We start from the raw sequence: 15,653 nt of genomic DNA on the forward strand, positions 1-15,653 counted from the left end.
GTCGGTATGACGTCAAGCCGGGGGCGGCGCGGGACTACCCGCCCCGCGCTTCCTCCCCGAGCCGGCGGGCGGCGCGGTCGACGGCCGCGTGCAGGGCCACGGTGAAGACCGCGAGCACGAGGAGCGCCGCGAACATCAGATCCGTCTTCGCCCGGCCGTTGGCGAGCAGCATCAGGTAGCCGAGCCCCCGCGAGGAGCCGACCCATTCGCCGATCACCGCGCCGATCGGCGCGTAGACCGCGGCGAGCCGCAGCCCGGAGGCGAGCGAGGGCAGCGCCGCCGGGATCCGCACCCGCCGCATGATCCCGGCCGGCGTCGCGCCCATGCAGCGCGCGAGGTCGAGATAGCCGGCGGGCGTCGCCATCAGCCCGTCGAGAAAGGCCGAGGTGACGGGGAAGAAGATGATCAGCACCGCCATCACCACCTTCGCCGTCAGCCCGTAGCCGAGCCAGAGCGTCAGCAGCGGCGCCAGCGCGAAGACCGGCACCGCCTGCGAGAAGACGAGCGCCGGCCGCGCCAGCGACCGCGCGAGCGGCGAGGCCGCGAGCCCGACCGCCGTCGCCGCGCCGAGCAGCGTGCCGAGCGCGAGGCCGAGCAGCACCTCGGTGATCGTCGTGAGCGCGTGGCTCGCGATCAGCGCCCGGTTCACCCAGAGCGCCACCGCCACCCGCGCCGGCCCCGGCAGGATGAAGGGCGGCGTGCCGGCGAGGCTCACCACCGCCTGCCAGAGCGCGAGGCCGATGAGCGCCGCGAGCATGGTCCGTCCGGCCGGTCCCAGCCGCGATCCGCCGCTCATGCGATTTCCCGCAGCATGGCGTAGAGCCGCCCCTGCGCCGCCAGCGTCGCGGGATCGTCCACGGGCCGGATCGGCGGCGCCGGCGGCGTCTCGGCCGGGCTCACGCCCTCGCGCGTCATGACGAGGATCGCATGCCCGAGCCGCGCCGCCTCGCCCGGGTCATGGGTGACGAGCAGCACTGTGCGCCCCGCGAGCAGTTCCGCCGCGAGTTCCTGCATCTCCGCCCGCGTCTTCGCATCGAGCGCCGAGAACGGCTCGTCGAGCAGGATCACCGGCCGGTCCTCCATCAGCGTGCGTGCGAGCGCCACCCGCTGCCGCTCCCCGCCCGAGAGCCGCCGCGGGTGCTTGTGGGCATGCGCGCCGAGCCCGACCCGATCAATGAGCGCCGCGGCGCGCGCGAGATCGGGCTTCGCCCCGCGCAGCCGCGCGCCGAGCACCACGTTCCCGGTCACGTCGAGCCAGGGAAAGAGCAGATCGCTCTGCGCCATGAACGCCACCCGCCCCGCGAGCGGCGCGCCGTCCGAGGCGGCGACCGTCCCCGCGAAATCCGCGCCGGTCGGCAGGCCCGCGATCAGCCGCAGCACGGTCGACTTGCCGACGCCCGAGGGGCCGAGCAGGCAGGTCCATTCCCCCGGCGCCAGGATCACGTCGAGCGGGCCGAACAGCGGCGCGCTCTCGATCTCCGCGTGGCCCGCGACCTCGACCCCGATCCCCCTCACCGGCCCCGGAGCCCCATGTCCCAGAATCCGACCTCGAGCCGGGTCGCGGTCCGGAAATGCCCGGCGAGCCGGGGCCAGCGCGCGGCCCCGGCGAAATCGGAACCGATCCGCCGTTCGGCCGCCGCGTCGATCAGCGCCCCGACGTCGCGGCAGACCGCCTGGTAGTCCTCGCCGCCATAGGTCCCGATCCATTCGGCATAGCCCGTTCCCGGCGCCGCCTCGGCCCCGAGCCGCGCGCCGATCTCGCCATAGCCGAGCACGCAGGGCGCGAGCGCCGCCATCAGGTCGAGGAAATCGCCGGAATAGCCCGCCTCGAGCACGTAGCGGGTATAGGCGAGGTTCTCCGGCGCCTCCTCGGTCGCCTCGAGCGCGGCCGCGTCGATCCCCTCGCGCGCGCAGAGCTCCAGATGCAGGCTCATCTCCGCGTCGACCAGCGCCGCGACGGTGGCCGCCGCGGGGCGCATCTCGGCGAGCGTCTCGGCCCTGGCGACCGCGAGCGCCCAGGCGCGGGCGAAATGGATCAGGAAGACGTAGTCCTGCCGCAGGTAGTGGAGGAAGGCCGCGCGCGGCAGGCTTCCGTCGCGCAGTCCCTCGACGAAGGCGTGGCGCGTGTAGTGCCCCCAGACCTCCCCCGCCCCCGCGCGCCAGAGCGCGAAGGTCCGGCCGTAGTCCGGCCCGCTCATTGCGCGCCGAGATCGATCGCGAGATCGGAGACCGGCCGCGTGCCCTTCGCGAGCCCCGCCTCCTCGAGGAAGGTCTCGAACCGCGCGTAGCGCCCGGTATCGAGCGCGGCGGGGCGGAGCGCGAAGCGCGGGATCGTGTCGGCCCAGGCACGCCGGTTGAGCTCGTCATCGAGTTCCGGCGCGGTGCCGACGAAGGTCTCGAGGCTCTCCTCCGGGTGGTTCACGATATACTGCGTCGCCTTCTCGGTCGCGGCGAGAAAGCGGCGGATCGCGTCGCGGTTCATCGTCCCGGGGTTGGCGAGGTAGATCAGCTCGTCATAGGGCGGCACCCCCTCTTCCTCGACATAGAAGCAGTGGCCCTTGTGCCCCTCGATATCCATCTGATTGAGCTCGAAATTCCGGAAGGCGCCGATCACCGCGTCGACCTGCCCGGACATGAGCGCGGGCGAGAGCGAGAAATTGACGTTAACCAGCTCCACGTCGTCGAGCGTCAGCCCCGCGCGCGCCAGCATCGCGGAGAGCAGCGCCTCCTCGACGCCCGCGACCGAGAAGCCGATCTTCTTCCCCTTGAGATCGGCCAGCGACTTCACCGGACCGTCGTCGCGTACCAGCAGGCAGTTGAGCGGCGTGGCGACGAGCGTGCCGACGCGTGTGAGCGGCATCCCCTCGGCGACCTGCAGGTGAAGCTGCGGCTGGTAGCCGACGGCGAGGTCCGCCTGCCCCGCCGCGACCATCTTCGGCGGATCGGAGGGATCGGCGGGCGCGATCACCTCGACCTCGAGCCCCTCCTCGGCGAAATAGCCCTTCTCCTCGGCGATCACGATCGGCCCATGGTCCGGGTTCACGAACCAGTCCAGCATCAGCGTCAGCCTGTCCGCCGCGGCCGCCGGGCTCGCCAGCGCGGCCGCGAGCAGGATGCCCCATATCCTCATCATTCCCTCCCCTGTCGGTCGCCCATGGCGACCAGCCTGATCTCTCCGCCCCAGTCCGCGCGCAGCCGCCGCGCCGCGCGCCAGGCCCTGAGGCCGCTCCGGCAGACCAGCACGGCGCGCTGTCCCGGCGCCGGGCGCGGTCCGCCCGGCCCGAAGGCATCGACCGGGTGGCGCGCGCCGACCGCGACCGGCGCCTCGTCCGCCCCGCGCAGATCCGCCACGAAATCCTCCGCGTCGATCTCCTCCGGCGCGGCGAAGCGCAGCGGGTCGGCGGGCTCCTCCGCGCGGTCGAAGCGGAAACCGCCGAAGCGCATCGCCTCGTCGAAGGTCACGAGCTGGCCGAGCGGGCTGGGTTCGAGCCCGAGCAGCACACCGAGCGCCATCCGCGCCTGGAGGCAGCCGAGCAGGCCCACCACCGGCCCGAGGATCCCCGCCGTCGCACAACTCGCCGCCCGCTCCGGCAAATCCGGGAAGACCGCGCGCAGCGACGGCGCGCCGCCGCAGAACCCGCCCGCGTAGCCGCCGAGCCCGAGCGCCGAGGCGCTGACGAGCGGCCGGCCCGCCGCGAGGCAGGCATCGGAGAGCGTGTAGCTCACCGCGAAACTGTCGGCGCAGTCGAGCACCAGATCGGCCCGCTCCACCAGTCCGCCCGCGTTCGCCGGATCGAGCGCGGCGACAAGGGGCCGGACCGCGACCTCGGGGTTGAGCCCGCGCAGGATGCCCGCCGCCGCCTCGGCCTTGAACCGGCCGAGCCAGACGTCGCCATACATCACCTGCCGGTGCAGGTTGCCCCGCTCCACCACGTCGGGATCGACCACCGTGATCCGCCCGACCCCGGCGCCCGCGAGATACTGGAGCGCCGGCACGCCGAGCCCGCCCGCGCCGACGACGAGCACCCGCGCCTCCGCGAGCCGCGCCTGCCCCTCCGGACCCACCTCGGGCAGGATCATCTGACGCGCGTAGCGGTTCACCGCGTCGCCTCCACCCAGGCCCGCGTCCGCGCCTCCGGATCGGCGTTGAGCGTGATGTCGGTCACCATCGAGACCACATCCGCCCCGGCGGCCAGCACGCCGCCCGCGCGCTCCACCGTCAGCCCGCCGATCGCGACCAGCGGCACGGCGCCGACCCTCGCCTTCCATTCCGCGACGCGTCCGAGCCCCTGCTCGGTCCAGCGCATCTTCTTCAGGATGGTCGGATAGACCGGACCGAGCGCCACGTAATCCGGCGCGAGGCCGAGCGCCCGGTCGAGTTCCGCCTCGTCATGCGTGCTGAGCCCGAGCCGCATCCCCGCCGCCCGGATCGCCGGCACGTCCGCCTCGTCGAGATCCTCCTGGCCGAGGTGGACGAAACCGCAGCCCTCCTCGATCGCGATCTCCCAATGGTCGTTCACGACCAGCACGGCCCCCGCCTCCGCGCAGAGGTCGCGGGCACGGGCAATCTCCGCCCGCGTCTCGGCCGCGCTCCGGTCCTTCACCCTGAGCTGCGCGAAGCGGATGCCGGCGGGCAGCAGCCGGGCGAACCAGTCGGCGGAATCGAAGATGGGGTAGAAACGATCCGGCATCATTCCAGGAAGGCCCTTCCGATTTCCGGCGTCGAGGCCGCGGCCATGTCGCGCGGCTCCATCGGATCGGCGGCGCGGCCCGCCGCGCCCGCCTCGACGGCCAGCGCGAAGGCCCGCGCCATCGCCGCCGGATCGCCCGCCTTCGCGACCGCGGTGTTGAGCAGGATGGCGTCGTAGCCCATCTCCATCGCGGCCGCCGCGTGGCTCGGCAGTCCGATCCCGGCGTCCACCACCAGAGGCACGTCGGGGAACCGCTCGCGCAGCGCGCGCAACCCGTAGGGATTGACCAGCCCGAGCCCCGAGCCGATCGGCGCCCCCCAAGGCATCAGCACCTCGCATCCGGCGTCGAGGAGCTTTCCGGCCACGACCAGATCCTCGGTCGTGTAGGGGAACACCTCGAAGCCGTCCGCCGCGAGGATCCGCGCCGCCTCCACCAAGGCGAAGGGATCGGGCTGGAGGGTGTCGGTATGGCCGATCACCTCGAGCTTGATCCATGTCGTGCCGAAGACCTCGCGCGCCATATGCGCCGTCGTCACCGCCTCCTTCACCGAATGGCAGCCTGCGGTGTTGGGCAGGACGCGCACGCCGAGCTCGCGGATCAGCGTCCAGAAATCCGACCCCGCCCGGCCGCCGCCGCTCTCGCGCCGCAGCGAGACGGTGGCGATCCCGGCGCCCGAGGCGCGGAACGCCTCCGCGAGGATCGCCGGGGAGGGATATTGCGCGGTCCCGAGCATCATCCGGGACCGAATTTCCACGCCATAGAACCGCGGCATCTCAGCCTCCCTGTCTCGGCGTCACGACCTCGAGCCGGTCGCCCGGCGCGAGCTCCGTCGCCTCGCGGCTCCCCGCGGGCACGAACTCGCCGTTCACCGCCGTCGCCACCGCCGCGCCGCCATAGCCCAGTTCGTCGAGCGCGGTGTCGAGCCGCGTGGAACCGATCTCGCGCGGCTCGCCGTTAAGCACGATCCTCATCCATCACCTCCGGTCTCGGGCCGCCCGTCACCAGATCGGCGGCCATCCGCGCCAGCGCGGGCGCGAGCAGGAAGCCGTGGCGATAGAGGCCGTTCAGGTAAATGCGCGATCCCCGCCGCCTGATCCGGGGCAGGTTGTCGGGAAAGGCCGGCCGCGCGTCGACGCCGATCTCGAGCACTTCCGCCTCGCCGAAGGCGGGATGCAGCGCATAGGCCGCCGTCAGCATCTCGAGCAGCGAGCGCGCGGTGATCCTGCCCCGCTCGCCCGACTCGATCATCGTCGCGCCGAGCATGAAGACGCCGTCGCCGCGCGGCACGATGTAGAGCGGGATCCGGGGATGCAGCAGCCGGACCGGCCGCGCGAGCGCGACATCCGGGCAGCGCAGCACCAGCATCTCGCCCTTCACTCCGCGCAGGTCGGCGAGGTCGTCGCGCGCGGCCAGCCCCCGGCAGTCGAAGACCGGCCCCGCCTCCGCCGACCCGCCCGGCGGCGCCTCGCCCGTCAGGATCGGCACTCCCGCCGCCGCCAGCCGGTCGCGCAGCGCCGTCAGCGTCGCGCGCGGATCGAGATGCGCTTCCTCCTCGAAGAAGAGCGCCCGCTCGAACCGCCCGGCGAGGTCGGGCTCCAGCGCGCCGATCTCCTCGCGGCCGAGCATCCGGTGCGCCGTCGTCCGCCGCGCGAACCGGTCGAGCTCACCCCGGTCCCGCCCGAGCGCCAGGACCAGCGTGCCCGCCCGGGCGACGCCGCCCGCCGCGCGCTCCCACCAGCCGGCGGCTTCCTGGCCGAGCCGGACCACCGGCTCCTCCGCGCTCTCGCCCTCGCAGAAGGGCGCGAGCATGCCGCCCGCCCACCAGGAGCAGGCGGAGGGACCGGGCGCGCCCGCGCGGTCGATCACGGTGACGCCAACGCCCCGGCGCGTCAGTTCGGCGGCGAGCGCGAGGCCCGCCACGCCGGTGCCGAGCACGGTCGCGGATGTCAGTCTGTCGGGCATGGGCGCCGAGCTCCCGGAAGGACGGGACCGAGGCGGGCGGGGATGAGGATCGATGTCGTCATGTCCGTTCCCTACGCCGGCATTGTCCGGATCAGGTGCGATGGGTTGGCGCGCGCGCCTCTCAGCCCTTCCGGGCACCCCAACGGTTTCCGCATCGATAGCGCCGCGCGCGGGCGAACTCAAGGCCCGGAACCACGGTAGGCGGCTCAGAAGCCGTGAAACACCATGTCGGCCGCGCGCGTGATCTCGTCCGCCCGGTCCGCGAGCGAGAGGATCGGGCCGCGCGGCAGGCTCGCCGGCACGGCGGCGAGGAACTGGGTGACGAGCACATGCGGGACGCCCTCGATCTCGAAGACCGGGTTCAGGACCTTCGCGGGCGCCTGCGCGCACGCCGCGGGCAGGAGCGGCGCCACGACCCGGGTGCCGAATCCGTCGAGCAGATCGGACTGGAGGTCGAGGAGGAACCCCGCGCCATCGGGCGCCGGGCAGGCGTCGTAGCGCGCCCTCAGAACCGCCGGGACCGCTCCAGCGGCAGGCCATTGGCCTCCACCCAGGTATTGGCGCTCGCGATCGCGCCGGCGTTCTCGCGCCGCCACGCCTCGGCCCTGGCGGCGCGGACCGCCGCCCGGAGCCCCGCCTCCGCCGCGCGGCTCACGTTCACGCCGAGATCCCGCGCCTCGGCGATGAGGCCGGGATCTAGGGAGAGATTGGTTGCCCTGCGCGACGCGGTCGTCATGTTCCATCTCCGGGATGCGCAAGCATCATCCGCATGGACCGCCCGCGTTTCAACCCCGTCATGCGCCGTCACTCCGGTTTCGGCGGCGTGCCGTCCAGCCGCACCGTCAGTTCGGATTCCGGCTTGATCAGCAGGTCGCGATGCGCGAGCGGGGTGCGGATGCCGTGCTCCCTGAACTTGCGCCAGATCGACACCAGGACCGCGCTCCGCACGTTGATGACGCCGTTCGCGGGATCGTCGACCCAGAAGCGCATCTCGAGATTGACGGTGCTGTCGCCGAAGCTCATCAGCCGGCAGACCGGTTCGGGGTGGCGCAGCACGCGCGGCGTCTCGCGCGCCGCCTCCTCGACGAGGCGCATCGCCAGCGGCACGTCGGCGTCGAAGCTGATCGCGATCGGCGTCAGCAGCCGCAGGCGGTTGTGGGTATAGGACCAGTTGATCACGCGCCGGCTGATCAGATCCTCGTTCGGCACCAGCCATTCGGTGCCGTCGCGGGTCGTGAGGGAGACATAGCGCGCGTTGAGCGCGGTGACCCAGCCGAAGAGCAGCTTCTGATGGTCGCCCGGATCCGTGAGTTCGATCACGTCGCCGGGCTTGATCGAGCGGTCGAAGAGCAGGATCAGCCCGCTGATCAGGTTCGAGATCGGCTTCTGCAGACCGAAACCGATGCCGACGCCGAGCGCGCCGGTGAAGAGCGCGAAGGCGGTGAGGTCGATCCCCGTGCTCGTCAGCGCGACGACGAGGGCGAGCGCGATGAGCGAGAAGCGGATGAGCTTCGCGGTCAGCACCCGGAGGGAGGGGGTGAGGCTCGGCGCGCGGCTCACCCGCGCCTCGAGCAGCCGCGAGACGAAGACCGCGAGCCAGAGCAGCACGCCGAGTTCGAAGGCCGCGCGCAGCAGGTCGAGCGCGGAGACGCTGGTCTCCCCCATCCGGAAATCGAGCTGGTCGAGCCAGACGATGACCGGCCCGAGCAGGCCGAGGATGTTGAGCGTCGCCATCGCGAAGGTGAGGAAGGCGACCACCCGCGACAGGAAGTCGTTGCGGATGAAGCGGGTCAGGAAGCGGATCACGATCCAGGCGCCGATCAGGTTCGTCGCCGTGCTGATGAGCAGGTTCGGCCAGACGAAACGCGCCGCGAGCCCGTTGACGGCGGCGAGCAGCAGGAAGGCGATCGCGGCCCGCGCGACCGAGCGGGCGGAATGGAGCAGCGCCCGGACCGCCGGCGTCCCCGCCCGCCGCTCCGCCATCTCCGCGAGGCGCGCGCGTGCCCGCCCCGCCAGGAGATGGGCGAGCGCGAGGCAGGCGAGGATGGCCCCGGCCTGCCCGAGCGTCGACCAGACCAGCACCTCGGTCAGCAGCCAGAATTCGAGGCGCATCCGCAGGTTCTGCAACGCGATGACGTCGACCAGTCTCTGATAGCTTTCCATCGCCCCCCGCGCGCGCCCTCGGCGGCGCCGAGTATCCCCGGGCCGGGCCGGGCAAATCAACCGCCAGCTTCGCGCGGCCACCCGCGATCTTCGCGGGCGCGCGCTTGGCAGGGACCGGCGCGGGTGCTACTTGACGATCTCACGCATCCGGAGCCGCATCCCGGGCATGACAGACGAGAGCGACACGCCGCGCGCGCGCGGCCTCCGCCCCGGCCTCGCGAGCCTTCTCCTCGCGCTCGGCCTCGCCGCGCCGGCGCCCGCGGCCGACCAGACGCTGATCTCGATCGGAACGGGGGGCAAGACCGGCGTCTATTATCTCGTCGGCGGCGCGATCTGCGATCTGGTGAACGCGCGGCGCTGGGAGACCGGGATCCGCTGCCTGACCGAGGCTTCCGACGGCTCGATCCAGAACCTGCGCGATGTGCGAAGCGGCGCGCGGACCTTCGGTCTCGTCCAGTCCGACTGGCAGTATCACGCGGTCGGGGGCACCGCGGTCTTCGCCGAGGTCGGGCCGGACCGCGAGCTGCGCTCGGTCCTCGGCCTCTTTCCCGAACCCTTCACCGTCGTCGCCCGCCCGGGCGCCGGGATCCGCGGCTTCGGTGATCTGCGCGGCAAGCGCGTGAGCCTCGGCCCCGCCGGATCGGGCGGGCGGGCGACGATGGGGGTGGTGATGGCGGCGATGGGCTGGACCGAGGCGGATTTCGCCTATGTCGCCGACACGCCGATGCCCGACACCGCCCGCGCGCTCTGCGCGGGGGAGATCGACGCGGCCATCTTCATCGTCGCGCATCCGAACCTGACGGTCGAGGAGATGGAGGCGAGTTGCGGCGCGGCGCTGGTCCCGGTCGCGGGGCCGGGGATCGAGCGGCTGGTCGCCGCGAACGGCTACTACCGCCCGGCGGAGATCCCGGCCGGCAGCTACCCGGAACAGACCGGGGCCGTTCCCACCTTCGCGCTGACCGCGACCCTCGTCACCTCGGCCCGCACGCCGCCGAGCGTCGTCGACTCCGTCGCGCGGGCGGTCTTCGCGGACCTCCCGAAGCTGCGCGACGCCCATCCCGCGCTCGCGCGGCTGGAACCGGCGGAGATGCTCTCCGCGGGACTCACCGCGCCGCTCGCGGAGGGCGTCGCCGAGGCGAGCCGCGAAGCCACCGCCACCCCCGGAGATGGCGAATAAGCATATGCTTGTTCGCCCCTGTCGCGCGGAATATGTCTATGCTTATTTAGCCGCGGACGCTTGCGAGCCGCGCCAGACGCCGTAGGGGTGGCCGCGATAGACGACCCCGAAGGCCGGCTCCCCCGCCGGCGCCGGCCGGTCGCGCCGGGCGACGAGCACGCGGCCGGGATCGGCGGCGAGCCATGCTCCGGCCGCGTCGGGCGTCAGCGTGGCGACCGGGTTCCTGAGCCGGGCGGCGAAGGTGAACTCGCCGTTGTACTCGTCCCCCAGCACCGCGATCCCCGCGCCGTCGGCGGGGGCGATGAAGCTTGCGATCGGCACCGGGTCGTAGATCCGCCCGGGCGCGCCATAGAGGAACAGCAGGTTGACGAGCACGAGCGGGAGCAGCCCGACCCAGAGCAGATCCGTCCCGCGCAGCCGCCAGGCGAGCCAGGCGCAGCCGAGAAAGCCGAGGCCGATGAGCGCCGCGAGAAGGCGGGGCCGGAGCAGGATCGCGGCGTCGCCGCCGACGAGACCGAGGGCCGCGCCGAGGCAGGCGAGGCCGATCACGACGAGCGGCGCGGCGGCGAGCCGCGCGGGAAAGCGCGTCTCCCCCGCCGCGCGGGCGAGGATCAGCGCGACCGCGGGCAGGGTCGGCACGAGGTAATGCGCCTGCTTGCCGCTGACGATGCTGAAGAGCACGAGCGCGGAGCCGGCCCAGATGAGCGGCAACCTCAGGCTCCGGTCCGTCCGGGGCGCGAGCCCGGCGAGGCGGCGCCAGAGCGTCGGCGACCAGCCGAAGGGCCAGAGCAGCGCCGGGACCAGCGGCAGGAAGAACCACCAGGGCCGCGCATGACCGAGGGAGGAGCTCACGCGCCCCGCCGTCTGGGTCCAGAGCACCGCCGCGCGGTATTCCGGCCCGCCCAGCACCGCCGCCGGGACCAGCCAGAGCGCGATCAGCGCCACCCCCGTCGCGATGGCGAGGCCGAGGCCGGTCAGCATCCGCCGGGCGGGAATGCCGGCCCAGAGCGGCGCGGCGAGCGCGACGGGCAGCAGATGGATCAGGATGACCGGCCCCTTGGCGATCCCCCCGGCCGCGAGCGCGACGCCGAGGCCGATCCAGCCGCGCCGGGTCTGTCCGCCCCTGAGGATCGCGAAGACCCCGCCGAGGACCGCGAGGCCCAGCAGCGTGTCGAACATCGTGAGCCCCGCGTAGAGCGTGAAGACGCTCGTCCCCGCGAGGATCATCGCCGCCCGCCCGCCGATGCCGGGATCGCCCGGCCAGAGCGCGCGGGCGAGCCGGCTCGTCGCCCAGATGCTCGCGAACCCGGCCGCCGGCGCGACGAGCCGCGCCGGGATGTCCGAGACGCCGGTCATCGACCAGACGAGGTTGATGAGCCAGAAGAGCAGCGGCGGCTTGTGCGCGTAGGGGGCCCCGTTCAGCCGGGGCACCAGCCAGTTGCCGTGGAGCCATGTCTCCCAGGCGACCGCGAGATAGCGCGTCTCGTCGACGGGCAGCACCGGCCGCGCGAATACGCCGAGGACCGCGACGAGCCCGAAGGCGAGAAGCGCGATCCAGGTCCGGTCGCGGATCTTGGGCGCGCCGGTCATCGCGGCCGCCCTCCCGGCACGGAGCGACCCAGCGGGTCAGCGGCTATCCGGAGCGGGACATGCGACATCGGGGGGCCTTCACGCGGTAAGCCGGATCCTCGCCGGCGCTGGCTGCTACGGTGGCAAGCTTACAGCGAGCTTACGGAATGTCCGAATGGCCCGACGAAGGGCCGCGGCTCGGGCATCATCGCGACGAACGCGCGCCGGGCGGCCGCGCCGCCTCCGCCAGCGCGCCGAAACCCGCGTGGATCAGCAGCGCCAGCGCCGCGGTCAGCAGTCCGCCCTGAAGCACGAAGGCGAGGTTCATCACGTTGAGCCCCGCGATGATCACCTCGCCGAGCGTGCGCGCGGCGACCGTCGAGCCGATGGTCGCGGTCGAGAGCGCGATCACCGCCGAGAGCCGCGTGCCCTCGAGGATCAGCGGGGCGGCGAGCGGCAGTTCGACCTGGAGCAGCCGGCGCGCCGGGGTGAGGCCCATGGCCGTCGCGGCGGTCAGCGTCGGCGCGGGCACGCCGGAGAGCCCGGCGAGCGAGGATTCGAAGATCGGCAGGAGCCCGTAGAGAAAGAGCGCGACGAGCGTCGGCACCGCGCCGAAGCCGAAGACCGGCACGCAGAGCGCCAGCACCGCCACCGGCGGCAGCGTCTGGCCGAAATTCACCACCGCGCGGGCGAGCGGCAGCAGATGCGCCCGCCCCGGCCGCGTGACCCAGATCGCGAGGCCGAGCGCGATCAGCGCCGAGGGCAGCAGCGCCAGCGCGACGAGGCCGACATGGGCGGCCGTCAGTCCGGCGAGGCTGGCGCGGTCGTAGATGACCGGCCCGCCCTCGGGCGCGAAGGGCCGCAGCACCGGGACGAAGGCCTCGGGGAAGGCGAGGAAGGCGGCGACGAGGAGCGCGAGCGCGAGGGTTCCCTTCACGGCGCCCCCCTGCCCGCCGCGAGAATGTCCTCGAGCGCGACGACGCCCGCCCCGTGCCCGTCCGCCGCCGCCACCGGCAGGCGCCGCGCGCCGGTCCAGATCATTCGCGACAGCGCGTCCGCGAGCGTCGCCCCGGCGGGAAGCGCCTCGCCCTCCGCCGCGCCGGGGGTGAGCGCCGCCGCGACCGGCAGGAGCGCGAGGTGGCGGAAGCCGCGCTCGCTTTCCCCGATCAGCGCGCGCACGAGCGGCGTCGCGGGGCGGAGCACGATCTCGGCCGGGGTCCCCGCCTGGGCGAGCCGCCCGCCGTCCATCACCGCGATCTGGTCGCCGAGCGCCATCGCCTCGGCCATGTCATGGGTGACGATCAGGATCGTGGCGCCGAGCGCGCGCTGGATCGCGACCAGTTCCGCGCGCGCCTCCTGCCGGATCACCGGGTCGAGCGCGCCGAAGGGCTCGTCCATCAGCATCATCCGGGGCCGCGCCGCGAGCGCGCGCGCGACGCCGACGCGCTGCGCCTGGCCGCCGGAAAGCTCGTGCGGATAGCGCGGCCCGAGCCGCTCGGGATCGAGCCGCAGCAGCCGCATCAGCTCCTCCACCCGCGCCGCGATCTCCTCCCGCGGCCAGCCGAGCAGCGCGGGAACCGCGCCGATGTTGCGCGCCACGCTCCAGTGCGGGAAGAGGCCGTGGTCCTGGATCACGTAGCCGATGCTCCGGCGGAGCTCGGTCAGCGGGATCTCGCGGGTGTCGACACCGTCGATCCGCACGGTTCCCGCGTCGGGCTCGATCAGCCGGTTGATCATCCGCATCAGCGTCGACTTGCCCGAGCCGGAGGTGCCGACCACCGCCGTGATCGTGCCGGTCTCGAGCCGGAGCGACACGTCCGCGACCGCGCGCTCGGCGCCGAAATTCTTCGAGAGGCCATCGATCTCGATCATCGCGCCGGCCCCGGAACGCAGGCGATCAGCGCGTCCATCAGAAGCGCCGCCAGCATCGCGAGCGCGACCGGCGGCAGCGCGCCGAGCAGGACGAGATCGGCGGCGGTCTGGCCGAGCCCCTGGAAGACGAAGACGCCGAAGCCGCCCGCGCCGATCAGCGCGCCGACCGTCGCGAGGCCGATGTTCTGCACCAGCACGATCCGCGCGCCGGTCAGCAGCACCGGGAGCGCGAGCGGGATCTCGACGCGCCAGAGCCGCTGGCGCGCGTCGAGCCCCATCGCATCGGCGGATTCGAGGATGGCCCCGGGCACGCCGCGCAGCCCCTCGCGCGTATGGCCGACGATCGGGAGCAGCGCGTAGAGGAAGAGCGCGAGCAGCGCGGGCGCGGCGCCGATGCCCCGGATGCCGAGCGCGGCGGCGGGGGGGGCATGGGCGGCGAGCCAGCCGAGCGGCAGGATCATCAGGCCGAACATCGCCATCGAGGGCACGGTCTGGATCGCGGTCAGCGCGCCCAGAAGCGGCGGCGCGAGCCGCGCGCGGCGCGCGGCGAGGAGACCGAGGGGCACGCCCACGACCATCGCCGCGGCGAAGGATCCGCCGGCGAGCAGGAGGTGCTGCGCCGCCTCGCTCCGGAAGCTCGCGGCGCGGTTGCGGTATTCGACCATGATCGAGAGCGGCGCCAGCAGGTCCGAGGCGAGAAGCGCGGCGAGGCCCGCGAGAATGACGAGGCCGAGCCCGAGCCGCGCCGCGGGCCCGAGCGCGAGGCGCGAGGCGGCCTCGGTGAAGAAGAGCGCGAGCAGCGCGAGCAGCGTCCAGGCCCCCGCTCCCGGCGCGACCCGGGCATAGGGCCCGGCTTCCGCGGCGAGCGGGCCCGCGGCGAGGCCGATCCCGGCGAGCACGCCCGCGAGCGCGAGGAGCGACAGGAGAACCCGCGCCCAGGGCGCGCGCAGCAGCACGAGCGCGAGCAGGACCGCCGCGGACAGGGCGAGGACGGCGAGCAGCCGCCCGGGCGGGAGGATCTCGACGAGCGTGCGCGGCTCCGGCGCCCCGATCCGCGAGGCGCGGACCGAGACGAAGGGCAGCGCCAGCGCGCCGAGGCAGCCGAGCCCGAGCGCGAGGCGCGCCCCGTCGGGCCGCGACGCCGCCAGAGAGCCGATCACTTCAGCAAGCCCGACTCCGTGAGCCAGTCCCGGGCGACGTCGCCGGCCGGGATGCCCTCGACCTGCACCTTGCCGTTCAGGGTCTGGAGCGTCTCGAGCGTCAGCTTGCCGAAGACCGGGGCGAGCAGGTCGGCGATCTCGGGATGCTCGGTCAGCACCGCCTCGCGGATGATCGGGGTGGGCTCGTAGACCGGCTGCACGTGCTTGTCGTCCTCGAGCACGCGCAGGCCGGAGAAGGCGATGCCGCCGTCCGTGCCGTAGACCATCGCCGCGCTCGCCCCGCTCGTCTGGTTCGCCGCCGCCTGGATCGTCGCCGCGGTGTCGCCGCCCGAGAGCACGATCAGCTGGTCGGGCGCGAGCGTGAAGCCGTAGGCCTGCTGGAAGGCCGGGAGCGCGGCGGAGGAATTGACGAATTCCGCCGAGGCCGCGAGCTTGACCGTGCCCCCGCCCGTCACGTAGCGGCCGAGGTCGGAGAGGGTCTCGATCCCGTTCGGCTCCGCCACGTCCTCGCGGAGCGCGATGCCCCAGGTGTTGTTCGCGGGGGCGGGCGTCAGCCAGACGATCTTGTTCGCGGCGTAGTCGAGCTGCTTGGCCTCGGCGTAGCCCTTGGCGGCGTCCTGCCAGACCGGCTCGTCCGCGCGGTCGAAGAAGAAGGCGGCGTTGCCGGTATATTCGGGATAGATGTCGATCTCGCCCGCGATGATCGCCTGGCGCACGATCGGCGTGGCGCCGAGCTGGATCCGGTTCTCGACCGGGATCCCGGCCTGGTCGAGCACGGCGAGGATGATGTTTCCGAGCACCCCGCCCTCGGTATCGATCTTCGAGGAGACCGTGACGGCGTTGGCCGCCATCGGCAGCGACAGCGCCAGGATGGCGGGGACGAGGGAAAGGCGGCGCGGCATGTTCGGACCTCCTGGGCGCGGGTGGCGGGAGCGTGGCGAGATGGGCCGGATCGGACAAGGCATAGCACGCGGGGCGCGCGCGACAAACAGCCCCGGTCCAACCGGCGGATCCCCCTCCTGTTCCCCGCCGCGACGAGGGTGGAGGGCGAAAAACTC

Annotated in this window: 18 protein-coding genes and 1 riboswitch; of the genes, 1 reads left to right on the forward strand and 17 read right to left on the reverse strand. The window is 73.3% G+C overall.

What is annotated here, in order from left to right:
* Positions 1-34 precede the first annotated feature (34 nt).
* From FJM51_RS10320 to FJM51_RS10375, 12 genes are all read right to left on the reverse strand, one after another.
* On the reverse strand, positions 35-796 hold the full coding sequence (locus tag FJM51_RS10320; protein WP_140454053.1) for an ABC transporter permease: 762 nt from the start codon (positions 794-796) through the stop codon (positions 35-37).
* A complete protein-coding gene (locus FJM51_RS10325) occupies positions 793-1,515 on the reverse strand; it encodes an ABC transporter ATP-binding protein (RefSeq protein ID WP_233713068.1) in 723 nt (240 codons plus the stop codon). Before FJM51_RS10325 ends, FJM51_RS10320 begins: the two co-directional genes overlap by 4 nt.
* Complete coding sequence (gene tenA / locus FJM51_RS10330; protein WP_140454054.1) at positions 1,512-2,198, reverse strand: thiaminase II; 687 nt, start codon at positions 2,196-2,198, stop codon at positions 1,512-1,514. The genes FJM51_RS10325 and tenA overlap by 4 nt, the downstream gene beginning before the upstream one ends.
* Positions 2,195-3,130: an ABC transporter substrate-binding protein gene (locus tag FJM51_RS10335; protein WP_140454055.1), complete on the reverse strand. Its 936-nt coding sequence runs from the start codon at positions 3,128-3,130 to the stop codon at positions 2,195-2,197. Before FJM51_RS10335 ends, tenA begins: the two co-directional genes overlap by 4 nt.
* Positions 3,130-4,101 (reverse strand): HesA/MoeB/ThiF family protein, encoded by a 972-nt coding sequence (locus tag FJM51_RS10340; protein WP_181164523.1) that lies wholly within the window; start codon positions 4,099-4,101, stop codon positions 3,130-3,132. Before FJM51_RS10340 ends, FJM51_RS10335 begins: the two co-directional genes overlap by 1 nt.
* Positions 4,098-4,694 carry a thiamine phosphate synthase gene (locus tag FJM51_RS10345; protein WP_140454056.1) on the reverse strand — a complete coding sequence of 199 codons (597 nt, stop codon included), beginning with the start codon at positions 4,692-4,694 and terminating at the stop codon, positions 4,098-4,100. The genes FJM51_RS10340 and FJM51_RS10345 overlap by 4 nt, the downstream gene beginning before the upstream one ends.
* Positions 4,691-5,464 carry a thiazole synthase gene (locus FJM51_RS10350; protein ID WP_140454057.1) on the reverse strand — a complete coding sequence of 258 codons (774 nt, stop codon included), beginning with the start codon at positions 5,462-5,464 and terminating at the stop codon, positions 4,691-4,693. The genes FJM51_RS10345 and FJM51_RS10350 overlap by 4 nt, the downstream gene beginning before the upstream one ends.
* A 1-nt stretch (position 5,465) precedes the next feature.
* Positions 5,466-5,663 carry a sulfur carrier protein ThiS gene (gene thiS, locus FJM51_RS10355; RefSeq protein WP_140454058.1) on the reverse strand — a complete coding sequence of 66 codons (198 nt, stop codon included), beginning with the start codon at positions 5,661-5,663 and terminating at the stop codon, positions 5,466-5,468.
* Entirely contained in the window at positions 5,647-6,654 is a 1,008-nt protein-coding gene (gene thiO / locus FJM51_RS10360; RefSeq protein ID WP_140454059.1) for a glycine oxidase ThiO, read from the reverse strand. Before thiO ends, thiS begins: the two co-directional genes overlap by 17 nt.
* Before the next feature lie 51 nt (positions 6,655-6,705).
* A riboswitch (TPP riboswitch) is annotated at positions 6,706-6,806 on the reverse strand.
* Between the two features lie 54 nt (positions 6,807-6,860).
* A complete protein-coding gene (locus tag FJM51_RS10365) occupies positions 6,861-7,250 on the reverse strand; it encodes a CcdB family protein (RefSeq protein ID WP_306419423.1) in 390 nt (129 codons plus the stop codon).
* Positions 7,160-7,390: a type II toxin-antitoxin system CcdA family antitoxin gene (locus FJM51_RS10370; RefSeq protein WP_140454060.1), complete on the reverse strand. Its 231-nt coding sequence runs from the start codon at positions 7,388-7,390 to the stop codon at positions 7,160-7,162. The genes FJM51_RS10365 and FJM51_RS10370 overlap by 91 nt, the downstream gene beginning before the upstream one ends.
* 68 nt (positions 7,391-7,458) lie before the next feature.
* Positions 7,459-8,817 carry a mechanosensitive ion channel family protein gene (locus tag FJM51_RS10375; RefSeq protein ID WP_140454061.1) on the reverse strand — a complete coding sequence of 453 codons (1,359 nt, stop codon included), beginning with the start codon at positions 8,815-8,817 and terminating at the stop codon, positions 7,459-7,461.
* A gap of 166 nt (positions 8,818-8,983) precedes the next feature.
* Between FJM51_RS10375 and FJM51_RS10380 the strand changes: the two genes are divergently transcribed.
* Positions 8,984-9,994, forward strand: coding sequence for a TAXI family TRAP transporter solute-binding subunit (locus FJM51_RS10380; protein ID WP_140454062.1), 1,011 nt, complete (start codon positions 8,984-8,986; stop codon positions 9,992-9,994).
* A gap of 42 nt (positions 9,995-10,036) precedes the next feature.
* Here the strand turns inward: FJM51_RS10380 and FJM51_RS10385 are convergent, their stop codons facing one another.
* The 5 genes from FJM51_RS10385 to osmF all read right to left on the reverse strand — a co-directional run bounded on the left by FJM51_RS10385 (position 10,037) and on the right by osmF (position 15,497).
* Positions 10,037-11,584, reverse strand: a complete 1,548-nt coding sequence (locus tag FJM51_RS10385; protein ID WP_140454063.1) for an ArnT family glycosyltransferase — start codon at positions 11,582-11,584, stop codon at positions 10,037-10,039.
* Between the two features lie 184 nt (positions 11,585-11,768).
* The gene (locus tag FJM51_RS10390) at positions 11,769-12,500 is read right to left on the reverse strand and encodes an ABC transporter permease (RefSeq protein ID WP_140454064.1); all 732 of its coding nucleotides are present in this window, start codon (positions 12,498-12,500) and stop codon (positions 11,769-11,771) included.
* Complete coding sequence (locus tag FJM51_RS10395; protein ID WP_140454065.1) at positions 12,497-13,435, reverse strand: ABC transporter ATP-binding protein; 939 nt, start codon at positions 13,433-13,435, stop codon at positions 12,497-12,499. The genes FJM51_RS10390 and FJM51_RS10395 overlap by 4 nt, the downstream gene beginning before the upstream one ends.
* Entirely contained in the window at positions 13,432-14,595 is a 1,164-nt protein-coding gene (locus tag FJM51_RS10400) for an ABC transporter permease (RefSeq protein WP_233713069.1), read from the reverse strand. Before FJM51_RS10400 ends, FJM51_RS10395 begins: the two co-directional genes overlap by 4 nt.
* Positions 14,592-15,497, reverse strand: coding sequence for a glycine betaine ABC transporter substrate-binding protein OsmF (gene osmF, locus FJM51_RS10405; RefSeq protein WP_140454066.1), 906 nt, complete (start codon positions 15,495-15,497; stop codon positions 14,592-14,594). The genes FJM51_RS10400 and osmF overlap by 4 nt, the downstream gene beginning before the upstream one ends.
* Positions 15,498-15,653: the final 156 nt, after the last annotated feature.

It is taken from the genome of Amaricoccus solimangrovi (assembly GCF_006385685.1).
Lineage (GTDB): Bacteria > Pseudomonadota > Alphaproteobacteria > Rhodobacterales > Rhodobacteraceae > Amaricoccus > Amaricoccus solimangrovi.